Genomic DNA, 23,163 nt, shown 5'->3' with positions numbered 1-23,163 from the left:
TACGAACAGATCCAGGCCCGCCTAGGGGATCTCAGCGCCAAACTGGAAACCCTGCACCAAGAGCGCACCGAATTGTTGCTGCGCATCGAGAACTTTTCCACCCTGCGCCGCCAAGCGTTTTTGGATGCCTTCCATGCCATCAACGGCCATTTCCAGACCATCTTTGCCCAGCTTTCCGAGGGAGAGGGCTATTTAGAATTGGAGAACCCAGAGGATCCGTTGGCCGGGGGTTTGACCCTGGTGGCCCGCCCCAAAGGCAAGCCAGTGCGTCGTCTCAGCGCCATGTCGGGCGGAGAAAAATCCTTGACGGCCCTCAGCTTTATTTTTGCGTTGCAGCGCTATCGCCCCTCTAGCTTTTATGCCTTTGACGAGGTGGACATGTTTTTGGATGGGGCCAATGTAGAAAAATTGGCCGACATGATCTGGCAGCAATCCCGCCAGGCGCAATTCTTGGTGGTCAGCCTGCGCCGTCCCATGCTTGAAAAAGCGGAGCGCACCATTGGAGTGACCCAAGCTCGCGGCGCCTACACTCAAGTGATCGGCCTAGTCAACCCCACCGCTCACGTCGGCTAAAGCACCCAGCAGGCGGCAATCGCGGCGGGATCCCATCTCGCTTGCTATCTAGAGAAGAGCGTAGATTCCAAAAACTCCGCAGGGCAAACCATTTCAGCAGATGTTGATGAAAATGCAAGCTCTTCTATCCCAAAGCTGCCGATCGATATTGAGCTTGAGGAAAATCCCATCAGCATTGTCGATAGCAACAACGCTGCTGCTTTTGGTCGGCAATGCCTCTGCGCAATCCCTGGACAAGGGTGGATCCAAGGCAGAAGCTCCTACAGCTTCCCTTCAAGTTTTGTCGGCTTTGCCAGCTGCCACAGCGAGAACTTGGGTCGCGCAAACCTTGCCAAACCCCGGCAGCTCTGGTGATCGCACTGCCATAAGGCAAGCTGTGCTCACCGACCCATTGATCAACGAGTATCTCCGACAAGCAGCAGCTCGATCTCCCGGTGTGCCGGTTCATCCTCTGGAAACCGGAGCAATCGCCATTGCCGAAAACTATGCTCTGGTTGAAGTCTCTGCCGGAGTTGGCGACCTTCCGGTAATTGATGGCTGCTATTTGCTTAAAAAACACAGTGGTCAGTGGGTAGTGGTGGCTCAGGCGGGCTGGGAGCCAGGGCTAAGCATTAATCCAAGTTGGCTCTCGACAGTGCTAGATGTGCCCAAAGATGTTGTCAGTCGGCTAATTGATACACTTCGCAGTGCCGGCAAGGAGGTTGAGATCGACGACACCTTGTACACAGATGTCCCCCTGCCCTGCATTACTCAGATAGAGGATCCCAATCCGCCGACTAATGTACGATCGACACCCGCTGTAGCCGCAGGCAATGTTATCGGTCAACTGCCCAATGGAACCGAAGTGCGGGTCATGGAAGTACTCAACGGCTGGCTCAAGATTCGGCAGCCATTGGTGGGCTGGGTATCGATGGGTCTGACACGGGTATCCTGTGGCAACTCCCTGGCAGAAGTGGAAAAGAATCTAGAAGCTCTGCATTCTCTGAAGGGGGAATTGGCCAGAGAGGCCGCCGATACCCTGGTGCGATACCTCTATCGGGGTGCAGAGGGATCCTTTGCCGCAGCGGCGCTGGCCCATTTCAACGAGCTTGCCATCAACCGGTTTTATGCTCTGAAAATGGTGCTTGACAGGCACACTGAAGAGGTGCGTCGTCACGTATTGCAGCAAGCCATCGCAGCAGGGATCCATCCTCAAGCCCGGACACACTTCGAGCAGGAAATTGCCCAGAGCAAGACTCTCTCCCCTACTCTCAAGACCTGGAAAACGTTGAATCAGAGCCAAACCAGACTGAGACTTTATAAACTAGAGCCCTAGAGCCAGGGCTCCCAATTGCTTCCTATTGCCCTTCAGCAGGGGGTTATTCTGGAATCCAGTTTTGCATGGGAGTGTCCAGTTCCTGCCATGACGGTCTTAACACTCAATCTCAGCCCTTTGATGACTCTGACGCGGGAGGATTTTATCCGGCTGTGTGCGGCCAATCCTGAGCTAAAGCTGGAGCGCACCGCCCAGGGAGAGCTGGTGATTATGTCTCCAACCGGAGGTGAAATTGGCAACCTCAACTTTGAAATTGCGGGGGCAGTCTATGTCTGGAACCGCCAATCAGGTCGAGGCAAAGCCTTTGATTCTTCCACGGGGTTTTCTCTGCCTTCAGGCAGCGACCGCTCTCCTGACCTGGCCTGGATCCCGCTGGAAAAGTGGGAGGCTCTGGATCCCCAGGCGCGCCGGGGATTCTTGCCCTTGTGCCCCGACTTTGTGGTGGAGATTTTCCCGCCCACTGATTCTTGGGTTCAAGCCCAGGCCAAGATGCAGGAGTACTTGGACAACGGCTGCCGCTTGGGGTGGCTTTTGGATGCCAAGGCCAAGCGGGTGATGATCTACCGAGCAGGACAGGCGCCGGAACTGTTGGAAGACCCAGAAACCTTGTCGGGAGAAGACGTGCTGCCCGGCTTCACCCTGCCTATCCGCACAATCTGGTCTGCCGAGAGCTAGGGCACACCCGCGCTGCTTCGGGATCCGAACCGGGAAACGCCCAGACAGAGGCAAGAGGGCAAGACAACCAGTAGTGTCTCATGATTTAAAAAACAAGTATTTGGCCCTGCCGACAGTGGTAGAGGAGATTGCCCAGAGTTTATCCTATTCACAGCATCTGCAAACAAGGGCAGGCCACCATGAAGGGATTTGCGCGGGCAGTTCAGGTGTGGGGCACAGTCGGGGCGCTCAGCGGAGTCCTTTCTGGCAGAGTGATGGGGCAAGCGGCCTTGCCCCCTGTGCCGGTCATGCCCTCAGTTGAGGATCCGATTGCGAATCCGATTTCTCCCTTCCAGGGTGCGTCGCCCGATCTGGGCATCCCGGCAGCTCCTCCTTTGCCAGCAATGGGCCAGGATTTGCGCTATCTGGTGGAGTTGTTCATCAACGAGTCTTGGCAGGCGGGCAAGCAAGCCGCTGCGGTTAACTACAACGACCTCTACACCCGCCTGTTGGCCCGCACCTACAGCGATCCCCGTCCGCCCATCGAAGTCGAGTACGAGCTGATTCGAGAGGTTCTGCGCGAATACGGGGATCCCGCCGATCGCTTCTGGGATCCCCAAAGCTTCAGGGACTTGCTCAACCGCCCTCGTCCACCCCTGCAGGCGCGTCAGATTGGGCCGCGCCAGGTTTACCTGGCAGTGCCGGAGCTCACCCCTGCCACAGCCCAGCAGATCCGCCAAGCCCTCTACACCCAGGATTACAGCCAAGGCATTGTCCTCGACCTGCGCAGCTCGGTGGGCTATGACCCGCAAGTGATAGCGGATGTGGCGCGCCTATTTTTGCCTCGCTCCGTGCAGCCGCTGCTGGTTACCGAAGACCGCTTTGGCCAGCCTACCCCCTGGAACAGCGAAAACCTGCCACTGGCTGCTGGGATCCCATCGGCCGTCCTGGTCGACGGCAACACCCGCCAGGGGGCCACCCTCCTGGCGGCCCAGTTGGGAGCCAGCGGCAGCACCGTTATAGTAGGGCAACCCACTCAAGGCAGCGAACGCCAGACCCGCTTCTTTGCCCTTCCTTCTGGCGCGGCGGTGGAACTGGCCGTGGCCACCTGGAAGACAGGCGATGGACGCTCCCTAGCCCAGGGTTTGGTGCCCCTGCAAAAGGTGGAGGGGGATGAGAACGCCTGGCTAAAGGCCGCCCTAGAAGCGCTGGCCCTGCCCCGCCGCCCCAGCCCTCCCCCCCGCCCCACCGTCCTGGTGCAAGAGGGCCGTGTTGGTCGCTTTGTCCTGGGCATGGATACCCGCAACGTCGATACCCACCTCTTGGGCAACGTGGATTTGATCCCGGCCGAATCGCGGGCAAATGTATTTCAGCCCAACAGCGACCTGAAGATCTTCTACTTGCAGGACTACATCCTCTTTGCCTACCGCCGTCCGGGCGTTCTCAATAGCTTTTTTGCCGACCGCATCTACACCACCCAACCCGAAGCCATGACTGGCGAAGGGATCCGTATCGGCTCCACCTACTCGGAAGTGATCGCCATTTACGGCGGGCCTGGCGAGAACGGCTACAACGAGGTGGTGCCCTACCCCAAGGGGAGCCGAGAATATCTGCGCGACGATCGCTACTATGTCAACTACGACGCCCTTGGCCTGTCCTTTGCCTTTGCGGCGGGATCCAACCAGGTCACCGCCATTGGCCTGTTCAAGCCGGGGAGCTAAAGGGAGCGGGCTGCTGCCCTAGCGAGGGGTCGAAATTAATCGATTGTTAACGTTTTTGTCCGAAGCCCTCAACACTGCCTGGAGCAATGCGGTAAATTAGTGCAGCGACCCCGCAAAGGGGATTTTTTGTGCCGTTCAGAGACTGTAGGAGAAGCCCTTGGCAAACGTTGTGGTTGTCGGTGCCCAGTGGGGCGACGAAGGAAAAGGTAAGATCACCGACCTCCTCAGTGAAAAGGCGCATGTGGTCGTCCGCTACCAAGGCGGGGTTAACGCAGGACATACCGTGGTGGTGGGGGGCCAAATCTTTAAGCTGCACCTGATCCCCTCCGGCATCCTCTACCCCGACAAGCGCTGCATCATCGCCAGCGGCACGGTGATCGACCCTGAGGTGTTGCTGGCCGAGATCGACCAACTGCACCAACTGGGGATCTCCACCCACAACCTCTACATCGCCGAGACAGCCCACGTAACCTTGCCCTACCACCGCGTCATCGACGTGGCCGAGGAAGAGCGACGCGGCATCTACCGGCTGGGCACCACCGGGCGAGGCATTGGCCCTACCTACGCCGACAAGGCCGAGCGCATGGGCATCCGCGTCGTGGACTTGATGTACCCCGACCAACTGCGGGAGCGCCTCAGTTGGGCCATTCCCTACAAGAACGTTTTGCTGGAAAAAATCTACAACCTACCCCCTCTGGATCCCGAGCCGATCATCGAGCAATACCTGGCCTACGCGGAGCGGCTGCGCCCCTACGTCACCGACGCTGCCCTACTCCTCACCCAGGCCATCGAGGAGCGGCAGAACATCCTCTTTGAGGGGGCCCAGGGCACGCTGTTGGATCTCGACTACGGCACCTACCCTTACGTCACTTCCTCCCATCCCATCGCCGGCGGCGCCTGCGTGGGGGCCGGGATCGGCCCCACCAGCATTGACCGGGTGATTGGGGTAGCCAAGGCCTACACCACCCGCGTCGGCGAAGGCCCCTTCCCCACCGAGCTCAAGGACGAGATTGGCGCTTACCTGGGGGCGGCGGGAGCCGAATTTGGCACCACCACCGGGCGGCAGCGGCGCTGCGGCTGGTTCGACGGCGTAATCGGGCGCTACGCCGTGCGGATCAACGGCCTGGATTGCTTGGCCATCACCAAGTTGGATGTGCTGGACGGCCTAGACGAGATCAAGGTGTGCGTGGCCTATGAGTACCAGGGGCGCGAGATCCGTCACTTTCCCAGCGATGCCCGCGTCTTTGCCCAGTGCAAGCCCATTTATGAAACCCTGCCCGGCTGGAAGTGCTCCACCAAAGACTGCCGCTCCCTTGAGGACTTGCCTCCCGAAGCCTACGACTACCTGAAGTTTTTGGCCCAGTTGATGCAGGTGCCGATTGCCATCGTCTCCCTGGGAGCCAGCCGCGACCAAACCATTATCGTGGAGGATCCCATCCACGGCCCCAAGCGCGCCTTGCTCTACCCCAACGGCCGCAAGCAAGTTCACGCCCTCATGCCCGACTGACGCGCCCTAGCTCAGTGGCTACTCTGCTGAGGGACACTGCTTAGCAAACCAGCCTGGGCCGCGCAGAGGGAGCCAAGGGAGAGGGATCTGCCCCCCAACCCTTACGTTGCCGCTACCGCCCCATAAGGATCCGCTAAGCTCAAAAAAGGTAGAGATTGCTGACCCTGTCTTCTGGTCTTGCCATGGCTGCTCCCACCTATTACACCATCACCTTCGGCTGTCAAATGAACCGGGCCGATAGCGAGCGCATGGCCGGGATCCTCGAGTCGCTGGGGTATGTGCCCGCCGAAGACGAGCTGCAGGCAGACTTAGTTCTCTTCAATACCTGCACCATCCGCGATAACGCTGAGCAAAAGGTGTATTCCTACCTGGGCATCCAGGCGCAGCGCAAGCGGAAAAACCCAGCCATCAAGCTCATCGTGGCCGGCTGCGTGGCCCAGCAGGAGGGGGAAAGGTTGCTGCGCCGCGTCCCCGAGTTGGATCTGGTCATGGGCCCCCAGTACGTCAACCGCCTTGGGGATCTGCTGGCCCAGGTGGAGGCGGGCAACCAGGTGGTGGCCACCGAGCCTGTCGAGATCCCGGAAGACATCACCAAGCCCCGCCGGGATAGCCGGGTGACAGCCTGGATCAACGTCATCTACGGCTGCAACGAGCGCTGCACCTACTGCATTGTGCCGTTGGTGCGGGGACGGGAGCAGTCGCGCCAGCCGCAGGCCATCCGCGCCGAGATTGAGGACGTGGCCCGGGCCGGCTACCGCGAGGTCACCTTGCTAGGGCAAAACATCGACGCCTACGGGCGGGATCTGGATCCCAAGACCAACCTGGCCAGCCTGCTGCGCTTTGTCCACTCGGTGGAAGGGATCGAGCGGATTCGCTTTGCCACCAGCCACCCGCGCTACTTTACTGAAGAGCTGATCGCCACCTGTGCCGAGCTGCCCAAGGTGTGCGAGCACTTCCACATCCCCTTCCAGGCGGGCAGCGACGCCGTCCTCAAGCGGATGCGGCGGGGCTACACCCAGGAGCGCTACCGCCAGCTCATCCAGCTCATCCGCCAGTACATGCCCGAGGCCACCATCAGCGCCGATGCCATCGTCGGCTTCCCCGGCGAAACGGAAGCCCAGTTTCAGGAAACCCTGCAACTGGTTCAGGATATCGGCTTTGATTTCCTCAATACTGCCGCCTACTCTCCCCGCCCTGGCACGCCGGCAGCCGAGTGGCCTGACCAGGTGCCGGAAGAGGAAAAAAGCGACCGCCTGCAACGGCTCAACCGCTTGGTCGCGGAGGTGGCTGCCGCCCGCAGCGCCCGGCTGCTGGGCCAGGTGCAGGAGGTGCTGGTGGAAGGCCCCAATCCCAAAAACCCCCGCCAGGCCATGGGGCGCACCCGCGGCAATCGCATCGTCTTCTTCGACGGCGATCCCGAGCAATTGCAGGGATCCCTGGTGCCAGTGCGCATCACTGCCACACGGGCCTTTTCCCTCAGCGGCGAGATCGTCAAGCCAGGGGAAGAGAAACCTCAAGCGGCGGAACTTGGAGCCTGCACGTAAGCCCACGACGAGGATTGAACTCGTGACCTCCCCCTTACCAAGGGGGTGCTCTGCCACTGAGCTACGTGGGCGGCATGGTGGGCCGAGTTGGATTCGAACCAACGTAGGCATAAGCCAGCGGATTTACAGTCCGCCCCCTTTAACCACTCGGGCATCGACCCTTGGACACTGGCTTCCTATATTAGCAGAAAGTGCTGCCCAAGATCGAATCCAGGCGAGAAGAGCTGTCTTGGGGACGGGAGCTAAACAGGGAGGGAGTTCCCGGCAAGACATCATGCCCTACCTTGCGGGGGCTGCTGGCAACAAGGGGCTTGAGGGCATTTGGCCAAACTGGAGAGAAAACTTGATAGGGTGGAGGACAGTCCCTTCACTTGTCCCTATGGTTTCAACCCTCGGCACTTCCACCTCCGTCGAACAAGTTTCTCCCAACCAGTCGCTATTGCCCCTGACCAGCCGCACCAACAGCCAGGGCCACCTGGAAATCGGCGGCTGCGACGTGGTAGAGCTGGTGCGCCAGTTTGGCTCTCCCCTCTACATCCTGGACGAGTGGACGTTGCGACACGCCTGCGGGCTCTACCGCGACACCTGGGCCCGCTGCTACCCTGGGGGATCCCAGGTCTTGTATGCTACGAAAGCCTGGAACTGCTTGGCCATCTGCGCTTTGGCCTTACAAGAAGGGCTGGGGCTGGACGTGGCCTCCGGCGGGGAGCTCTATACCGCTATTCAAGCAGGAGCCAGGGGTGAGGAGCTCTACCTGCACGGCAACGCCAAGTCGGCGGAGGAGCTGGCCATGGCCCTGGAGGTGGGCTGCACCCTGGTGGCCGATAGCCTCTACGAGCTACAGCAACTGGCCGCTCTGGCTACCCCTGCACGACCGGCCCGCTTGTTGGTGCGGGTCAACCCCGGCATTGACGTCCACACCCACGAGTACATCCGCACTGGCCAAACCGACAGCAAATTTGGCATCGGCCAGTGGCAACTGCCGGAGGTATTTGATTTTTTGGCAGCCCATCCCCAATTGCAATGCGTCGGGCTCCACGCCCACATCGGATCCCAGATCTTCGACCTACAAGGCCACCGGGATCTGGCAGGGGTACTGGCCCAGGTCTGGCGCCAAGGGCTGGAGAAGGGGCTGCCCTTGCAGGAGCTGAATGTGGGCGGCGGACTAGGGATCCGCTATGTCGAATCCGACGATCCCCCCTCCATTCCGGAGTGGGTGGAAGCCGTGGCCACTGCAGTGCAGCAGAGCTTCACCGCCGCCGGGATCCCGCTGCCCAAGGTGCTCTGCGAGCCTGGACGGTCTGTGGTTGGGCCAGCGGCTGTAACCGCCTACACTTTGGGGGGCAAGAAGTGGATCCCGCCCAGCGAAGACCTTCCCGAAGGGCGTCTCTACGTCACCATTGACGGCGGCATGTCCGATAACCCCCGCCCTATCACCTACGGAGCCCGCTACACCGCCCTTCTGGCCAACCGCCCTGAGGCCGAGGCCACCCAGCGGGTGACAGTGGCCGGCAAACACTGCGAGTCGGGGGATGTGCTCTTGAAAGATGTGCTTTTGCCCAACCCAGCGCCCGGCGAAGTCCTAGTTGTGTTGACCAGCGGGGCCTACAACTACAGCATGGCCTCCAATTACAACCGCTTCCCTCGGCCCGCGGCAGTGCTGGTCAACCAAGGGAAGGCCCAGTTGATCCTGCGGCGGGAAACTTATGCAGATCTGATCCGTCAGGACATCTTACCGGAGCGGTTGCAGCGGTGAAGGGCAGAGACGGCTGCCTGTAACCGTTGCCGTTGAGGGCGGGGCCCGGCTTTCTCTGCAGCGGCGACCCCGCTGGCTCTGGGGCAGGAAAGACTGGAAGACAGGTAGGAGGTGAGTGGTAGGCTGGTCAGGGGGCCGCAGTCCAACAGGGGTTCCGGAGCCAAAAGGTTCTGGGGCGCAGGATGGCGTAGGCAAAGGGTCCGCAACGAGGGGAGCGTGAACGGGGTTTTTCGGCATGCTGGCGGCCTTATGGGCTTGGCTACAGCAATTTAATGTTCTCAGCCTGTTGGACTGGGCTCTGGCCGTCTTGCTATTGGCTTTGGCCCTCTATTACACCCGCGAGAGCCGGGCCGGGGTGCTGGTGCGGGGGTTTATGGTGCTGCTGGTCCTGTATCTGGCCACCGCCTCGCTGCCGCTGGTGCACCTGATTTTGGATCGCTTGCTCCTGGCCGCGGCTGTGGCGATGGGGGTACTCTTTCAGCCGGAGTTTCGGCGGCTCCTGGAGCAACTGGCGAGGGCCATCTGCGTTGAGTGGCCGAACAGCACAGACGATGACGAGGATGACCCTAAGGAGGATTTGGTGGAGGAGGTGGTGCAGGCGGTGCGAGAACTCTCCCAAAATCGGACAGGGGCGCTGATTGTCATCGAGCCAGATCAGCCCATTGACTCGCGGGTGTTCACCGATAAAGGGGTTCCTCTCCAGGCGCGGGTGTCCCGGGAGCTCTTACAGACGATCTTCCAGACCTCGACGCTCCTGCACGATGGGGCTGTAATTATCCATCGGGATCGGATTCGCGCGGCAGGGGTGATCCTGCCGGTTTCGGAGCGAACTGCCTCTCGCCAACTGGGCACGAGGCACCGGGCGGCGATGGGGATCACAGAACAGGCCAATTGCTTGTGTATTGTGGTCTCAGAGGAGACGGGATCCATCTCACTGGCAGAAGGCGGACGCCTCGAGCGACCTCTGACCAGTGCCAAGCTCCACGAACTGCTGGTGCAGCGGTTGCGCCATCCGCGCGAAGCCAAAAAACGGGATGCTCCTCTGCAGGGATTGTGGGCCCACCCGTGGATTCACAATGGGCTGTTGCGCTGGTGGGGATCCCTGCCAGATCTAGCCAAACTCCTTCGCAAACCTGAGAAAACCCTTCCTAAAGACTGATCCGCATGACCCTTTCTCCTGTCCATCTTCTGCAGTTGCCTGCCGACCTAGATCCGCAGTTATTGCCCCGCCATGTGGCAGTGGTCATGGATGGTAACGGGCGGTGGGCGCAAAAACGAGGCTTGCCCCGCAGTGTCGGGCATCAGCGCGGGGTAGCGGCTTTGAAGGAGTTGCTCCGCTGCTGTCACGATTGGGGGATCCCCCTCCTCACCGCCTACGCCTTCTCCACGGAGAACTGGGGCCGCGCCCGCGAGGAGGTGGATTTCCTCATGACCTTGTTCGAGCAGGTGCTGTGGCAGGAACTGGCGGAAATGGTGCAGCAGGGGGTGCGCATCCAGTTTGCCGGCCAGTTGTCGGCCCTGCCCCGATCTTTGCAGGACACGATCCTGCATGCGGTGGAACGCACCCAGCACAACGAGGGCATTTGCCTGACGGTGGCCCTCAACTACGGCGGCAGACAGGAGATCGTGCAGGCTTGCCGCTCGATTGCCACCCTGGTGCAGCAGGGGCTTTTGCAACCGGATCAGATCGACGAGGCCCTCTTTTCCCAATTTCTCTACACCACTGGCTTGTCGGATCCCGACCTGTTGATCCGCACCAGCGGCGAGATGCGCATCAGCAACTTCCTGCTCTGGCAGATGGCCTACACCGAGCAGTACTTCACCCCCATCCTCTGGCCGGATTTCGACCGCGCCGCCTTTCACCAAGCCCTGCTCAGCTATCAGTCGCGGCAGCGGCGCTTCGGCAGATAAGACCTTGACGGATCCCCGCCTGGTCAAATCCAACTAGGGGCCGACCCAAGCGCTCCTGCCCTCACCCCCAACCCCTCTCCCTCAGGGAGAGGGGAGTTAGGGAACGACTTAGATGGACAGGCAGCACATATGTAGGAATGTGTACCTGAAGCCCCCCAGCTAGCGCAGAAAGCTGGTGACCAGCCACATCACCGCAAACGTGATCCCCACCAACAGGGCGCCGGGGGCATCGCCGCCGGTGAGGGGAAGGGCAATGGCGTAGGCCAACATCAGTCCCAGGCTCAGTCCTGCCAGCGCCAAGAGAAAAGCGCGAAGGAAGCGGCGCTCTTTGCGGTACAGGAAATAGATACAGGCCATCAGCCCCAGCGCCAGTTGCAGGGAGGGATACTCATCGGGAGCCAAGACAACCCAACCCACCAGTCCTCCCAGCAACACGGCGGGCCAGAGCATATCCGGGGCAGAGGGGCTATCCAGCCAGCGGCTGATCCAGGGGGGATTTTGGGCAGCGGGACGGGGCAAACTCGGTTCTGTCTCTGGACGGGCAGCCCGCTGTTCAGCGTAGCGAATGCGGTCGGGGACGGCGATCTTGCCCTCCTTGCGCAGGCGCAGGCGCTGCATCAGGATGGCGTCGTAGGCTTGTTCCACCCGCTCCTGCTGCTGTTCATCCGCACCCAAGCTGGCCAGGAGCCGTGCCCGCGCCGATTGGATCTCCTCAAAGGAGGCTTCTTCGCTGACTCCCAACACTTGATAGGGACTCATCTCAGCCATAACGACCAGCCCTGTAACTCTCTATCACCTTAGCCCAGCCGCCAATTCAGCGGCAGGAGCCGCTGGCAGGGGTTGGGTTGCCTTCTCCTCAAGGGATCCAGCGCCCGCAGCCGAGAGGAGAAGAGCCCGCAGCGACTGCGCCACCTGTTCAACTGCGGCTTGGGTGGTGGCCTTGCCCAGGCTGAGGCGGATGGATCCCAGGGCCTCGGCCTCGGAATAGCCCATGGCCAAAAGGATGCGGCTGGGGATCCGTTGGCCGCTGCTACAGGCAGAGCCGGCGCTGATGGCGATCCCCTGGCGGCTCATCTCCCTCACCAGCACATTCCCCGGCATGGCGGCAGTGCAGTAGCTGAGGTGGTGGGGCAGGCGTTGCTCCAGATCCGAGGGGCCAGTTAGCCGCAAACCTGGCACAGAGGCCAGCAACTGGGCCAGCTGCCGTTGCAACTGCCGCAGGCGGGCCGTCTCCTGCTGCAGCTCTTGGGCTGCCAAGGCCGCTGCCACCCCTAGACCGACAATGGCAGGGATCCCCTGGGTGCCAGCTCGCAGCCGCCGTTCTTGCCCGCCCCCCCGCAGCAGCGGTTGCAGCTCCACCCCCGGGCGTACGTAGAGCGCCCCCACCCCCTGCGGCCCGTAAAGCTTATGCCCAGACAGGGAGAGCAGGTCCACCGGCAGTTGCGCCAGATCCAAGGGGATCCGCCCCACCGTCTGCACCGCGTCGGTGTGGAAGAGAACTCCCGCCTGGCGACAGAGGCGGCCCAGCTCGGCAATGGGCTGCAGGGATCCCACCTCATTCTGGCCGTGGACGATGGAGACCAGCACGGTGGTGGGCTGCAGCGCCCGGAGCAGGGTTTGGGGATCCACCTGGCCGGCGGCGTTCACCGGCAGGCGGGTTACCTTCCAGCCTTGGGCCTGCAAGCGGCGGGCGGCATTCTCCACCGAGGCGTGCTCGACGCTGGAGATGATCAGGTGCTGGGGAGTGGAGTAGCGCTGCGCCACCCCAAACAGGGCCAGGTTGTTGGACTCCGTCCCGCCGGAGGTAAACAGCAGCGTCTCCGGCTCACAGTTGAGCAGCTCGGCCACCTGCTGCCGCGCCCGTTCCATGGCCATGGCCGCCCGTTCGCCCCAAGCGTGCAAGCTGGAGGGGTTGCCCCAACTTTCCTGCATCGCCAGCCGCATGGCCTCGATCACCTCCGGCCGAGGCGGAGTGGTGGCGCTGTGGTCAAAGTAAAGCGCGGGATCGAGAGGCGACATGGGAGCTTGACAACCCAGGACTCGATGTCCCCATCTTAGTGCTGGCGCGTTGGCAATTTACACCCCTTGCCGCAGGCGTTGCAGTCGTGCCAGCTCTTTAGGCGGGAGGGGGTTTTGGGCAGCGTCTGACTACCCCACCGCATAGGCAAGTGGGGTAGGTGCATCGAGATCTCAACCGCGCCAGGGCCCTCCAGGAGAGAGGACGAAAAGACTAGGAGGGAGTAGAAGCAGGGGTCGATCCCTGGCTCGTCAGCAGCGTTGCGCGCGGATAGGAGAGCGCTGCGGAGCGGCATGGCTACCGACCTGAGCCAGCGTCGCCAGAAAAGGAGGGAGAAGAAAACTCTTGAAATTACCTGAATAAGGTGGTGCGTTGGCGGTGCATGACCACCGATTCCACCAGGCCAATGGCCAGAAAGTTGGTCAGCAGAGCCGAGCGGCCATAGCTCAAAAAAGGCAGGGGCAGGCCGGTGATGGGGGCCAGGCCGATGGTCATGCCGATATTGACAACTGCCTGAAAGAGGATCATGGCCAGCACCCCGATGGCAATTAGGGAGCCAAAATTGTCCTTGGCCCCCTGGGCAATCCAGATGAGCCGTGCACAGAGAATCCAAAACAGAATCAGCACCGTCAGGGTGCCGACAAAGCCCATCTCTTCCCCAATGGCCGAGAAAATGAAGTCGGTGTGCTGCTCGGGGATGAAGTCCAGTTGGGTTTGGGTGCCCTGCTGGATGCCACGGCCCCAGAGCCCGCCGGCCCCGATGGCGATGCGGGACTGAATCAGGTGGTAGCCAGATCCCCAGGGCTCTTGCATGGGATCGATGAAGATCTCCAGCCGCCGCCGCTGGTAGGGCTTGAGGATGTGCCAGGCCACCTGGCCCAGATGCCCGGAGAGCAGGTTGAGCACTCCAAAGGTCATCGCTCCTGTCCACCGCCAAGGCAGCCGCCAAGCCGCCAGGCTCGCCATGCCCAAGCACCAGATCAGCCAGACCCAGAGCATCCAGCTCAGCTCGGGGCGGGTGTGCAGGCCGTAGAGGATGGCCCCCACCCCCGGCGACAGCAGCAAAAGGATCCAACTGCCCTTGGCCCCGGCCCAGTAGAGCATGGCCAGCAAGATGGCCACAAACACCAGGGCCGTGCCCAAGTTGGGCTGTAGGAAGATCAAAACCCAAGGAGGGGCGATGACGGCAACGGCCACCCAAATTTGGCTGAAGTATTTGATCGGCCAGTGGTGCAAAATGGCCGCCAGGGTAATAATGACCCCCAACTTGGCAAACTCGGAAGGCTGCACCTGGACGCCGGCAATGGAGATCCACCGCTCCGCCCCCCCTCCTGCCGTGCCGAAAAAGAGCACTGCAACCAAGCCCGCCAAGGTCAGGCCATAGGTAAACCAGTGCCAGCGCAGCAGCCGCTCATAGGGGATCCGCGCCACCATCGCCAAAAACACCAGGCTGATCCCGGCCATGATCAACTGCTGCAGCCAGTAGTGGCTGATGGGGCGCTCCCAGACAGCGCTGCGGATGGCAACAATGCCGATGCCCGTCAAGGCCAGCACCGTGGCCAGCAAGATGCCGTCGAACTCCCGCCAAAGCGACAAGATCTGCTGCAGGAGCCGTTTCCACCTTGACTGGGGGGGCACTTTTGGATCGGCGCTGTGCAGGAAGAGGGCCATATCTGATGGAGCGACGCCGGCACCAGTTTATCTCTATTCCCAGCTCTGCAGTTGCTCTATCCAGGCAGAGGGCCGGGATCCCACCTGTTCTCGGCGCCGCTCAAAATTGGCTGCCGTCCAAATCAGAAGCAGGCCCAGCAGGATGCCCATGCCCCACAGCAGCAGCGGGTAAGTCGTTATCAACAGCCATCCCTGCCGCAAGACGCCCAGGCCAAAGCCTAGGGTGCCCGCCCACAGGTAGGCCCGCACCCGCAGCGCCAGACCCAGTACTCCCAAAGCCAAGCCCAGCCCCACCAGCCAAAACCCTGCCCACAGTTGCCCGTGGGTTCAAAACCAAGGGCACCGCCAGCCACAGCCAGCCAATCGACTCCGCGCCCTGCGCCAAAAACACGAGGTAGCTGGATCCCAGCAGCACCAGCCCCATGCCAAAGGACTCCGTCCCGCTACCGCGAACGGCACTCTGCTGCCACAGCCGCAATCTCTGTCCTGCCGGTGCCGACAACCGCCCGCCCAGCGCCACCCGTCCCGCCCATTGCAGCAAGCCCAGCAGCAGCAGGATACCCCCCCAAGCAGACAGGCTTGAGTCAGGCCCAAGCCAGAGGATCCCGGCCAGAAGCGCCCCCAGCCAGTAGGCATGGGTCAGGAACACCCACCCATTGCCAACCCCGGACTTCTGCTGTAGCCACCAGGCCAGGATGCCAGTACTCAACAGCAAATGCCAAAAGCGAATTGCCGGATGGGGAAAGCTCAAAAGCAAGAGGGATCCGCCCAACCCCAACTGCGACACCTGCACCTGCCCCGAGAGCAACCCCCGCCAGATCAACAGGGATCCAGCCGCCCCGATTGGCCACAGCCTCGCTCCCCGCCATTGCAGCAAGCGGCGGCTCCAGGTGTAGGCCACCGCGCCGACAACCCCCAGATAGAGGATCCCGAGAACAACAGTAGGACGAAACTCCGACGGCCCCAGGCTCCAGAAGAGGTGCAGGCTGGAGAGAGCCAAAAAATGGGCCAATGTCTCGTAGAAAGCGGAACCCACCCCCAGCAAGCGAGCCCGTCGCCAAACCGCCAAGGGGATCCCTATGAGTAACCCCAAGGCAACAACCCGGATCCCCCACGGGATCCCCAGCCCGTCCAGCGCCCACATGTTGATCGGCAGCAGCAGCAGGGCAATAGCCTCCAGGGTTTGGCCTGTCAGACGCAGCCCTTCCTGCCGCCCCGCCCCCACCCCAAACGCCGCCGTATAGGCCAAGAGCACCCCGTACTGAGCTGTCGGGGAAAACTCTTCCCAGAGGCTGGCCGCCAGCACCCCCGAAGACACCACCACCAAAAACAGGCCCAAAAGCAGCAGCCAAGCCACGCTCAGCTCAGACAGCAAGTTGCGCAACAATACAGCCATCTCCGGGGGAGAGGAGGGCTCGCCGGTCAAGGACTCCGTCCCGCCAGCGCGAACAGGTTGGGGCTCTTCTCCCGGCGCGACAACCCCAGAGCCGGCCAAGCGAGCGTTTCTTTCCCGCACCATCTGCGGGATCCAAATCAAGTCAAGAGCTGACCGATCCCCAACAGCCCAAAAGTCAGCAGCCAGAGCAGCCCTGTGCGCCAGCGGCGCAGGTAAAAACGGTGCAGGCCGCAAAGGCCGAACAAACCCAAGATCCAGAGCACGTAGGCCGAGCCCAGGCTGGCCGGGATCCCGTTGCCGGGAGAGACTGCTGCTGCCTTCCGCTCTTCCTCCTCCGCTTGGCGCTCCAGCCGATACTGCTCCACCAGATGGCGAAATTGCTCTGGCGTCAGCAAACCCAGCTCCAGCCAGGCTTGCAACCCCCGCAAGACCTGCTGCCGGGATCTCGAAACGGTATCTTGGGAGCCCATCGCTGCATTCCCTGGGGATTAGTATGAAGAAATACCCAGTTGCTGAGGTGGGAAAAGCTAATGCTACGATAACGGAGCGTGCCTTTGGGCGCTAGCTACGGACGAGTTCAATACCGATCTGTGGTTCGCTCTGCCCCTTTTCTTCGCCCCTCCCCCCTGCCGCCTGTTTCTGAGAGCAACCGGCTTAAGATATTTTCCGGCAGTGCCAATCCCGCCCTGGCCCAGGAGGTAGCTCGATATTTGGGCTTGGATCTGGGCCCGATACTGCGCAAGCGCTTTGCCGATGGGGAACTGTACATCCAAATCCAGGAGTCGATCCGGGGTGCCGATGTCTACTTGGTGCAGCCCACCTGCCGCCCGGTCAACGATCACCTGATGGAGCTGTTGGTGATCATCGACGCCTGCCGCCGCGCCTCGGCCCGCCAGATCACCGCCGTCTTGCCCTACTACGGCTACGCCCGCGCCGACCGCAAAACCGCCGGACGGGAAGCCATCACCGCCAAGCTGGTGGCCAACATGATCACCCAGGCGGGAGCCCACCGGGTGCTGGCCATGGATCTCCACTCGGCCCAGATCCAGGGCTACTTCGACATCCCCCTCGACCACGTCTATGCCCAGCCGGTTCTGCAGGCCTACCTCAAAGAAAAAGGCCTGCTCGACGAGGATATTGTGGTCGTCTCTCCCGATGTAGGGGGAGTAGCGCGGGCTCGCGCCTTTGCCAAAAAACTCAAGGAAGCCCCGCTGGCGATTATCGACAAGCGCCGCCAGGCCCACAACGACGTGGAAGTCATGAACCTCATTGGCGATGTGCGCGGTAAAATCGCCATCCTTGTGGATGACATGATCGATACGGCGGGCACCATTTCCGAAGGGGCAAAGTTGCTGCGCAAGTCGGGAGCCAAGGCGGTTTACGCTTGCGCCATTCACCCGGTCTTTTCCGATCCCGCCATCGAACGCCTGCAGGGCGGGCTGTTTGAAGAGGTGATCGTCACCAACACCATCCCCATCCCTCCAGAGCGGCATTTTCCAGGCTTAACCGTCCTCTCGGTGGCGAGCGTGCTGGGAGAAGCGATCTGGCGCATTCACGAAGACAGCTCCGTCAGCAGCATGTTTCACTAAAGTTTCTCCAGAGCATCGCTAAAGTATAGATAGGGGGTGCAGAACGGGCGTACCTGGAGGGGATCCCTTGCTTTTTGCCCTGTGAAGACCAACTCAACAGGTACCCCCCATCTATCCTGATGGACTGGGTAGAGCTAGCTTCCCAGCCGAGTTTTTCCCATGTCGCCTCCCATTTCTAGGTCACCAAGATCCGTTGTGAACGGTTGTGTTGCCGGGCAGGCCGCCGCCAGGGAAGAGCTGTCCCTTCCAACTGAACTGAAGACAGAGTCCGCTGCGGCGCTGTACCCGCTGTTGCAATTGCTGGGGCAACTGCTGAACGTACCCTGGGTCTATCTAGAACTGGTCCAGCCGGGATCCCATTCCGACTCGCCTGCAAAAGGGATCCTCTACCCCAACCCCCAGCAGATCCCCGGCAACGAGCCGCCCAACCCCATCGGCGGATCTTGGCCCTTTCAGGAAGCCTTTCCCCTGCTGGATGAGGGAGGGAGGCGGCTGGCAACACTTTACCTGCTGGGGGAGCGCCCCCGCCAACTGAGCCTCCCCGAACGGGGACAGATCGACCTCATCGCCCTTAGCCTGCGACACATCCTGCTCCAGGCCCAGGAGCAGCGACAAGCCCTCGAGCAGCTCCAGACGCAACTGCAGCACAGCCGCAGCACCGCCGCCCGCTACCAGCCGATCTTCGAGAACGCCGTCGAAGGGATTTTTCAAACCACTCCAGAAGGGAAATATCTGGTGGCCAACCCGGCTCTGGCCCATATTTTCGGCTACGAATCCCCGGAAGATTTGATGCGCCACGTCTCCGATATCGGCACTCAGATCTACGGCGATCCAGAGCAGCGATCTGAGTTCGTACAGCGCATGCTGAAGGAAGGCCAGGTCGTGCACGCGGAGCAGCAGGTCTGCCGCAAGGACGGCAAAAAAATCTGGATTTCTTTAAACGCCCGCGCCCTGTACAACGAGCAGGGGGAGCCCCTCTATTTTGAAGGGTTTGTTACCGATATTACAGCCTCCCGCCAGCTTAAAGAACGGCAACAGCAACTGGAAGAAGCCCGCAGAGAGAGCGAACATCGTTTTTTGCAACTGGCTGAGAACAGCCAGCAACTGTTTTGGATTTCAACGCTCTGCGGCAAAGAGCTGATTTACGTCAGCCCCGCCTGTGAAGCCATTTGGGGCCTTTCCCCTGCAGAGGCCTACGCCAATCCCCAGGCCTGGATGCGCCGCATTCACCCTGACGATCGCTGGCTGTTCCCCGCCATTTTTCAAGCCCAACTTCAGGGCCAACCCACCGATGTGGTTTTTCGCCTCTGCCGCCCCGATGGCCGCCTCCTCTGGCTGCGAGAACGCACCTTTCCCATCCTCGACAAAGAGGGCAAGGTCTACCGGGTGGCAGGGATCGCCGAAGACATCACCGAGTCCAAGCAACTGGAAGCCGAACGTCGTCGTATAGAGCAAGCCTGGCAACAGAGCGCCAATCATTTCCGGCAGATCTTTGAGCTGGCTCCCAACGGCATTGCTCTGGTGGATCTGCAGGGGCGATTTATCCAGGTCAACGAGGCCTTTGCCCAGATCGTCGGCTACACCCCCGAAGAGTTGCAGCGTCGGCAACAACTGGACATCCTCCACCCCGACGATGTCAACCAACTGCTGGCGGCTAACGAGGCTCTCTTGACACGCAAAGTCTCCATCAGCCAGCGGCAGATTCGCTACATCCACCGTTCCGGCCAAGTTGTCCATGTGCTGTTCCAGGCCGCCCTGCTTACCGATGGAGCCGGCCAGCCCACCCAGTTTCTCAACCAGGTGATCGACATCAGCGCCCGCGTCGAGGCAGAAGTGGCCCTCAAAGAAAGCGAAGAACGCTTCCGCCAATCCTTTGAGTGGTCCCCCATCGCCAAGGCCATGACCCACCTGGATGGCACCTATTTTCAAATCAACGCCGCCTTTACCGAAACCCTGGGCTACACCCTAGAAGATCTCGAGGGGAAAACCGTCCTCGACATCACCCATCCCGACGACATCGCCGTCACCTTGGAGAGCACCAACCGCCTGCTGGCCGGCGAGGTGCACCACTGCGAACAGGAGCAACGCTACATTCACAAGAACGGGCAAATTGTCTATGCCCTTCTCCGCATCACCCTGGTGCGCACCGCCCAAGGGGATCCCAGCTACTTTCTCAGCCAAATTTTGGACATTACCGAGCGCAAGCAAGCCGAGGCAGCCCTTCGCCAAAGCGAGCTGAGTTTGCGGGGCATCTTTGAGCAGTCGGCCCTGGGCATTTCCATCGTCGATAGGCAGGGCCGTTACCTCAAGGTGAACCCCGCCCTGGAAGAGATCCTTGGCTACAGCGGCGCCGAATTGGTCAACAAGAGCTTCTGCGACCTCACCCACCCGGACGACCTCGAGGAAGATTGGCGACTCTTCCAGGAAGTTTTGAACGGCCAACGGGATCGCTACCACCTGGAAAAACGCTATATCCACCGCAGCGGCAAGGTGGTTTGGTGTCGCCTGGCAGTCTCAGCAGTGCGGGATCCCGAAGGCAAAAACCTCTTCATCATCGGCATCTCTGAAGACATTACCGAAGAAAAACGGGCGGAGCTGCAGATTCAGGCGGCCCTGCAGGAAAAAGAGATTCTGCTGCGGGAGATCCACCACCGCGTCAAAAATAACCTGCAAATCATCTCCAGCCTGCTGCGGCTCCAGGCGGATCAAATCAAAAGCCACAAGTATGCCCGCGTTTTTAAGGACGCCGGCAGCCGCATTCAGGCGATGTCTTTGATCCACGAGGGCCTGTACCAGTCCAACAACCTGGCTGCTGTGGATTTGAGGCAGTACCTCCACAATTTAATTTCTAATCTTTTCCACTCCTACGGCGTGAACCCCGAGATCATTCGCGCCAGCATCCGCGCCGAAGGGATCCGCCTCAACCTCGATGAGGCAGTTTTGTGTGGCCTGATCATCAACGAGCTGGTCACCAACAGCCTCAAATACGCCTTTCCCAAAGGCCGCAGCGGCCAGATCGACGTCCACTTTAAGCAAACCCGTACTTATACTCAGTTGCGCGTCTCTGACAACGGCATTGGCCTGCCCAGCAACTTCGATTTCAAGGAAACTCAATCTTTGGGTTTACAACTGGTTGCAACTCTCACCGATCAGCTCCAGGGCAAGATAGAATTGAGAAACAAGTCGGGTACCACTTTCATCATTACCTTTCCGAGGAGCCAGCCTTGAAGAAAGTTCCCATGCTTGCCAAAGGCAGCATTCTGGTTGTCGAAGACGAGAAGATCATCGCCAAGGATATCGCCAACGTCCTGAAAAAATTTGGCTATGCGGTGCCGGCCATCGCGTCCTCTGGCGAAGAAGCGATCCGATGGCTGGAGGAAATGTCGGTGGACTTGGTCTTGATGGACATCGTTTTGAAAGGGGATCTCGACGGTATTGAAGCCGCCAAGCGGATCGCCGAGCGCTTCAACATTCCGGTGGTGCACCTGACGGCCTACGCTGATGAGGACACTCTCTCTCGCGTTAAGGAGACACAGCCTTTTGGCTACATCATCAAACCTTTCAAAGAGCGGGAGCTCTACACCGCCATCGAAATTGCCTTGCACAACCACCGGCAGAGCCTAGAAAGCCGCAGGCTGGAGGAGAAAAGGCTGGAGGAGCTGCGACAGAAGCTGCAGCAGTTGCAGCAGTTTGCAGAGGTCAAGGGCACTTTGTTCAAGAAGTTCTTGCAAGATCTGAGTGAGCCCCTCTCGAACCTCAAGTTTGCCCTAGGATTGCTCAAGGAGGCAGAGTCGGAGCAGAAGCGGCAGCACTACCTACGGGTGCTGGAGGAAGAGTTTCACCGCGAGCTGGAACTGATTCATCAGACTTCTAACCTGGAAGATTTGCTAAACCTGGAAAATGTCGGCCTGCTGAGCCAGTTTAGCTTGTTGCGGGCCCAGGAGCCCAGCCGGAGTCGCCTGCTAGAAGGGGAGAAGCCGCCAGCCACAGCTACGGCTACCCTCTCCGAGCCCCCCGCAGCGGCGGCCTGTCCTGCCCCGCCGCCCAGCCCTGCCGCTGCCGAGGAGGCGATTACAGTGCCGCGGGCGACGCTGCGCCCCCTCAACCAAACTCAGTTGGCAGAGCGGCTGGGGGTGGTGGTCTCCGCCATCACCTACTGGAAGTTCAAGAGTGGGTTTCCCGAGTGGAGCCGCAGCCGGGATCCGGACGGCATTGCTTGGCACTACTCGCCCGATTCCAAGCGCTTTTCGCCCGTGCCTTAGCTAGCGCTGCACGACTTCCAGGCGCACCGGCGCCAGCCCCGAGCGCACCATCCCCAGGGCCTCCGCCGCCCGCAGGGAAAGGTCGATGATCCGACCGGGGATGAAGGGGCCGCGATCGTTGATGCGCACGACAGCCTGGCGCCCGTTGTCCAGGTTGGTTACCCGCACCTCGGTGCCGAAGGGGAGGGTGGGATGGGCAGCTGTCATCTCGTGGCGGGTGGGGTGCAGGTCATACCAGGAGGCGATCCCTTCTTGCACAGGCCCGACCACTCGGACAGAGTCCGGTTGCGCCTGGGCCTGAGTTTCTGATCGGCGGGCAGCGGTGGCTTTGGCGGCAGTCAGGGTGGCCGGCTGGGGCAGGGCCGAAGGGGCAAGAGGAGGGGCATCCAGCAGCAGACGGCGCAGACGATTGGCAGCCAAAACCGCTGTATCCACCGGGCGTTGGTTATCCAGCAGCAGCACTCCTTCGTCGATGCGCAGCAATTCCTCGTCGTTTACCCGAACCGCGTAGAGGGGATCCCCGGATTGGGGCTCTGCCCAAGCCAGAGTAATGGTCGTGTCCTTCAGGGATCCCTGGGCCATTTGGTTGAGCCGGGCCACGAGGGAGCTGGCCCGCAGCAGCGGCGACTCCAACCCGGGCTGCTCGACAAAGCTGACAACGGGGAGATCCCGAACGTAGACGGTGACCACCTGCCGCCCGTCCATCTGGTAGTCGTAGAGGGTGGAGACAGGCTGGCTGGACGACTGCTGCTGTTCGCCGATCTTGAGGATGGGCTCTTCCATTGGCCGAGAAGGGATTGCCCGGCGAGCCAGGGAAAGAGACTGCGAGTGTTGGGGGTTCAAGGTGCCGAGTTTGGCTGGCGGGGGAGCGTTGGGTTGGGGGGGAGAGACAAGGTCAGTTGCCGGGGAGAGGGAGTGGGTTTTGGGGGATAGCTGGGTTGCTCTGGCACTAGGGGAGCCGCTGCGAGTTGAGGCTTGCGCCCGCGAGGTTGGGCTGCCCAACATACCTGCCGGCAAGCTGAAGGCCGTAACACAGAGACAGCCGACCAAGCCCACTTGGCGGGCGGGAGCCAGTCCCTGTCCAAGCCGCTTCCAATTTCGCATGAGGCCGCGCTCCTCTCGAAACTCCTGTACAACGTCCAATGCGACAGTAAAACAGAAGTTAATGTACCATAGGTTTCGAAGTTGACAAGCTTGCCCGGCCAAGGGCAAAAGCCCAAGTCCCGTCAGCATAAGGATTTTCGGCA

The 23,163-nt window shown here is 60.9% G+C and carries 17 protein-coding genes, 2 tRNA genes and 1 pseudogene; 12 read left to right on the top strand and 8 right to left on the bottom strand.

Annotation, left to right across the window (positions count from 1 at the left end):
• The 6 genes and pseudogenes from NW848_RS11880 to miaB form a co-directional block, all read left to right on the top strand.
• Positions 1-573, top strand: a pseudogene (locus NW848_RS11880) (chromosome segregation protein SMC); the annotation flags it as partial.
• A gap of 106 nt (positions 574-679) precedes the next feature.
• The gene (locus NW848_RS11875; RefSeq protein ID WP_414511165.1) at positions 680-1,888 is read left to right on the top strand and encodes an SH3 domain-containing protein; all 1,209 of its coding nucleotides are present in this window, start codon (positions 680-682) and stop codon (positions 1,886-1,888) included.
• Positions 1,889-1,975: 87 nt separating this feature from the next.
• Positions 1,976-2,563: a Uma2 family endonuclease gene (locus NW848_RS11870; RefSeq protein WP_414402412.1), complete on the top strand. Its 588-nt coding sequence runs from the start codon at positions 1,976-1,978 to the stop codon at positions 2,561-2,563.
• Between the two features lie 179 nt (positions 2,564-2,742).
• Positions 2,743-4,263: a S41 family peptidase gene (locus NW848_RS11865; RefSeq protein ID WP_041438701.1), complete on the top strand. Its 1,521-nt coding sequence runs from the start codon at positions 2,743-2,745 to the stop codon at positions 4,261-4,263.
• Between the two features lie 157 nt (positions 4,264-4,420).
• Complete coding sequence (locus tag NW848_RS11860) at positions 4,421-5,770, top strand: adenylosuccinate synthase (protein ID WP_011431667.1); 1,350 nt, start codon at positions 4,421-4,423, stop codon at positions 5,768-5,770.
• Positions 5,771-5,952: 182 nt separating this feature from the next.
• Entirely contained in the window at positions 5,953-7,314 is a 1,362-nt protein-coding gene (gene miaB / locus NW848_RS11855; RefSeq protein ID WP_011431666.1) for a tRNA (N6-isopentenyl adenosine(37)-C2)-methylthiotransferase MiaB, read from the top strand.
• On the opposite strand, the gene NW848_RS11850 is transcribed toward miaB, so the two are convergent.
• Positions 7,314-7,385, bottom strand: a tRNA-Thr gene (locus NW848_RS11850). The two genes, miaB and NW848_RS11850, sit on opposite strands and share 1 nt — an antisense overlap.
• A 4-nt stretch (positions 7,386-7,389) precedes the next feature.
• A tRNA-Tyr gene (locus NW848_RS11845) sits at positions 7,390-7,475 on the bottom strand.
• A gap of 218 nt (positions 7,476-7,693) precedes the next feature.
• Here NW848_RS11845 and lysA point away from each other — a divergent pair.
• From lysA to NW848_RS11830, 3 genes are all read left to right on the top strand, one after another.
• A complete protein-coding gene (lysA, locus tag NW848_RS11840) occupies positions 7,694-9,070 on the top strand; it encodes a diaminopimelate decarboxylase (protein ID WP_414508528.1) in 1,377 nt (458 codons plus the stop codon).
• Positions 9,071-9,305: 235 nt separating this feature from the next.
• Positions 9,306-10,229: a diadenylate cyclase CdaA gene (gene cdaA, locus NW848_RS11835; RefSeq protein ID WP_011431664.1), complete on the top strand. Its 924-nt coding sequence runs from the start codon at positions 9,306-9,308 to the stop codon at positions 10,227-10,229.
• Positions 10,230-10,234: 5 nt separating this feature from the next.
• Entirely contained in the window at positions 10,235-10,981 is a 747-nt protein-coding gene (locus NW848_RS11830) for an isoprenyl transferase (RefSeq protein WP_011431663.1), read from the top strand.
• Positions 10,982-11,140: 159 nt separating this feature from the next.
• On the opposite strand, the gene NW848_RS11825 is transcribed toward NW848_RS11830, so the two are convergent.
• The 5 genes from NW848_RS11825 to NW848_RS11805 form a co-directional block, all read right to left on the bottom strand.
• The gene (locus NW848_RS11825) at positions 11,141-11,749 is read right to left on the bottom strand and encodes a CPP1-like family protein (protein WP_011431662.1); all 609 of its coding nucleotides are present in this window, start codon (positions 11,747-11,749) and stop codon (positions 11,141-11,143) included.
• A 24-nt stretch (positions 11,750-11,773) separates the two neighbouring features.
• The gene (locus tag NW848_RS11820) at positions 11,774-13,000 is read right to left on the bottom strand and encodes a cysteine desulfurase family protein (protein WP_011431661.1); all 1,227 of its coding nucleotides are present in this window, start codon (positions 12,998-13,000) and stop codon (positions 11,774-11,776) included.
• Positions 13,001-13,349: 349 nt separating this feature from the next.
• Positions 13,350-14,669, bottom strand: coding sequence for a rod shape-determining protein RodA (gene rodA / locus NW848_RS11815; protein WP_414346054.1), 1,320 nt, complete (start codon positions 14,667-14,669; stop codon positions 13,350-13,352).
• A 100-nt stretch (positions 14,670-14,769) separates the two neighbouring features.
• Positions 14,770-16,188: a hypothetical protein gene (locus NW848_RS11810; protein ID WP_240531035.1), complete on the bottom strand. Its 1,419-nt coding sequence runs from the start codon at positions 16,186-16,188 to the stop codon at positions 14,770-14,772.
• Positions 16,189-16,202: 14 nt separating this feature from the next.
• On the bottom strand, positions 16,203-16,535 hold the full coding sequence (locus tag NW848_RS11805) for an NINE protein (RefSeq protein WP_414402413.1): 333 nt from the start codon (positions 16,533-16,535) through the stop codon (positions 16,203-16,205).
• A gap of 120 nt (positions 16,536-16,655) precedes the next feature.
• Here NW848_RS11805 and NW848_RS11800 point away from each other — a divergent pair, with 120 nt between their 5' ends.
• The 3 genes from NW848_RS11800 to NW848_RS11790 all read left to right on the top strand — a co-directional run bounded on the left by NW848_RS11800 (position 16,656) and on the right by NW848_RS11790 (position 21,916).
• Positions 16,656-17,654, top strand: a complete 999-nt coding sequence (locus NW848_RS11800) for a ribose-phosphate pyrophosphokinase (protein WP_099884625.1) — start codon at positions 16,656-16,658, stop codon at positions 17,652-17,654.
• A 195-nt stretch (positions 17,655-17,849) separates the two neighbouring features.
• Positions 17,850-20,882: a PAS domain S-box protein gene (locus NW848_RS11795; RefSeq protein ID WP_240527771.1), complete on the top strand. Its 3,033-nt coding sequence runs from the start codon at positions 17,850-17,852 to the stop codon at positions 20,880-20,882.
• Complete coding sequence (locus tag NW848_RS11790) at positions 20,879-21,916, top strand: response regulator (protein WP_099812661.1); 1,038 nt, start codon at positions 20,879-20,881, stop codon at positions 21,914-21,916. The genes NW848_RS11795 and NW848_RS11790 overlap by 4 nt, the downstream gene beginning before the upstream one ends.
• On the opposite strand, the gene NW848_RS11785 is transcribed toward NW848_RS11790, so the two are convergent.
• Positions 21,917-23,020 carry a septal ring lytic transglycosylase RlpA family protein gene (locus NW848_RS11785; RefSeq protein WP_099812662.1) on the bottom strand — a complete coding sequence of 368 codons (1,104 nt, stop codon included), beginning with the start codon at positions 23,018-23,020 and terminating at the stop codon, positions 21,917-21,919. It lies immediately after the preceding gene.
• Positions 23,021-23,163: the final 143 nt, after the last annotated feature.

It is taken from the genome of Synechococcus sp. RC10A2 (assembly GCF_047502605.1).
This window is presented reverse-complemented; position numbering and strand designations above follow the sequence as displayed.

Excerpts from the sequence above, each read along its gene's own strand:
- NW848_RS11830 (WP_011431663.1), top strand. The coding sequence starts at position 10,235 with ATGACCCTTTCTCCTGTCCATCTTCTGCAGTTGCCTGCCGACCTAGAT.
- lysA (WP_414508528.1), top strand. The coding sequence starts at position 7,694 with ATGGTTTCAACCCTCGGCACTTCCACCTCCGTCGAACAAGTTTCTCCC.
- NW848_RS11825 (WP_011431662.1), bottom strand. The coding sequence starts at position 11,749 with ATGGCTGAGATGAGTCCCTATCAAGTGTTGGGAGTCAGCGAAGAAGCC.
- NW848_RS11810 (WP_240531035.1), bottom strand. The coding sequence starts at position 16,188 with ATGGTGCGGGAAAGAAACGCTCGCTTGGCCGGCTCTGGGGTTGTCGCG.
- cdaA (WP_011431664.1), top strand. The coding sequence starts at position 9,306 with ATGCTGGCGGCCTTATGGGCTTGGCTACAGCAATTTAATGTTCTCAGC.
- miaB (WP_011431666.1), top strand. The coding sequence starts at position 5,953 with ATGGCTGCTCCCACCTATTACACCATCACCTTCGGCTGTCAAATGAAC.
- NW848_RS11865 (WP_041438701.1), top strand. The coding sequence starts at position 2,743 with ATGAAGGGATTTGCGCGGGCAGTTCAGGTGTGGGGCACAGTCGGGGCG.
- NW848_RS11820 (WP_011431661.1), bottom strand. The coding sequence starts at position 13,000 with ATGTCGCCTCTCGATCCCGCGCTTTACTTTGACCACAGCGCCACCACT.
- NW848_RS11785 (WP_099812662.1), bottom strand. The coding sequence starts at position 23,020 with ATGCGAAATTGGAAGCGGCTTGGACAGGGACTGGCTCCCGCCCGCCAA.
- NW848_RS11875 (WP_414511165.1), top strand. The coding sequence starts at position 680 with ATGAAAATGCAAGCTCTTCTATCCCAAAGCTGCCGATCGATATTGAGC.
- rodA (WP_414346054.1), bottom strand. The coding sequence starts at position 14,669 with ATGGCCCTCTTCCTGCACAGCGCCGATCCAAAAGTGCCCCCCCAGTCA.
- NW848_RS11870 (WP_414402412.1), top strand. The coding sequence starts at position 1,976 with ATGACGGTCTTAACACTCAATCTCAGCCCTTTGATGACTCTGACGCGG.
- NW848_RS11805 (WP_414402413.1), bottom strand. The coding sequence starts at position 16,535 with ATGGGCTCCCAAGATACCGTTTCGAGATCCCGGCAGCAGGTCTTGCGG.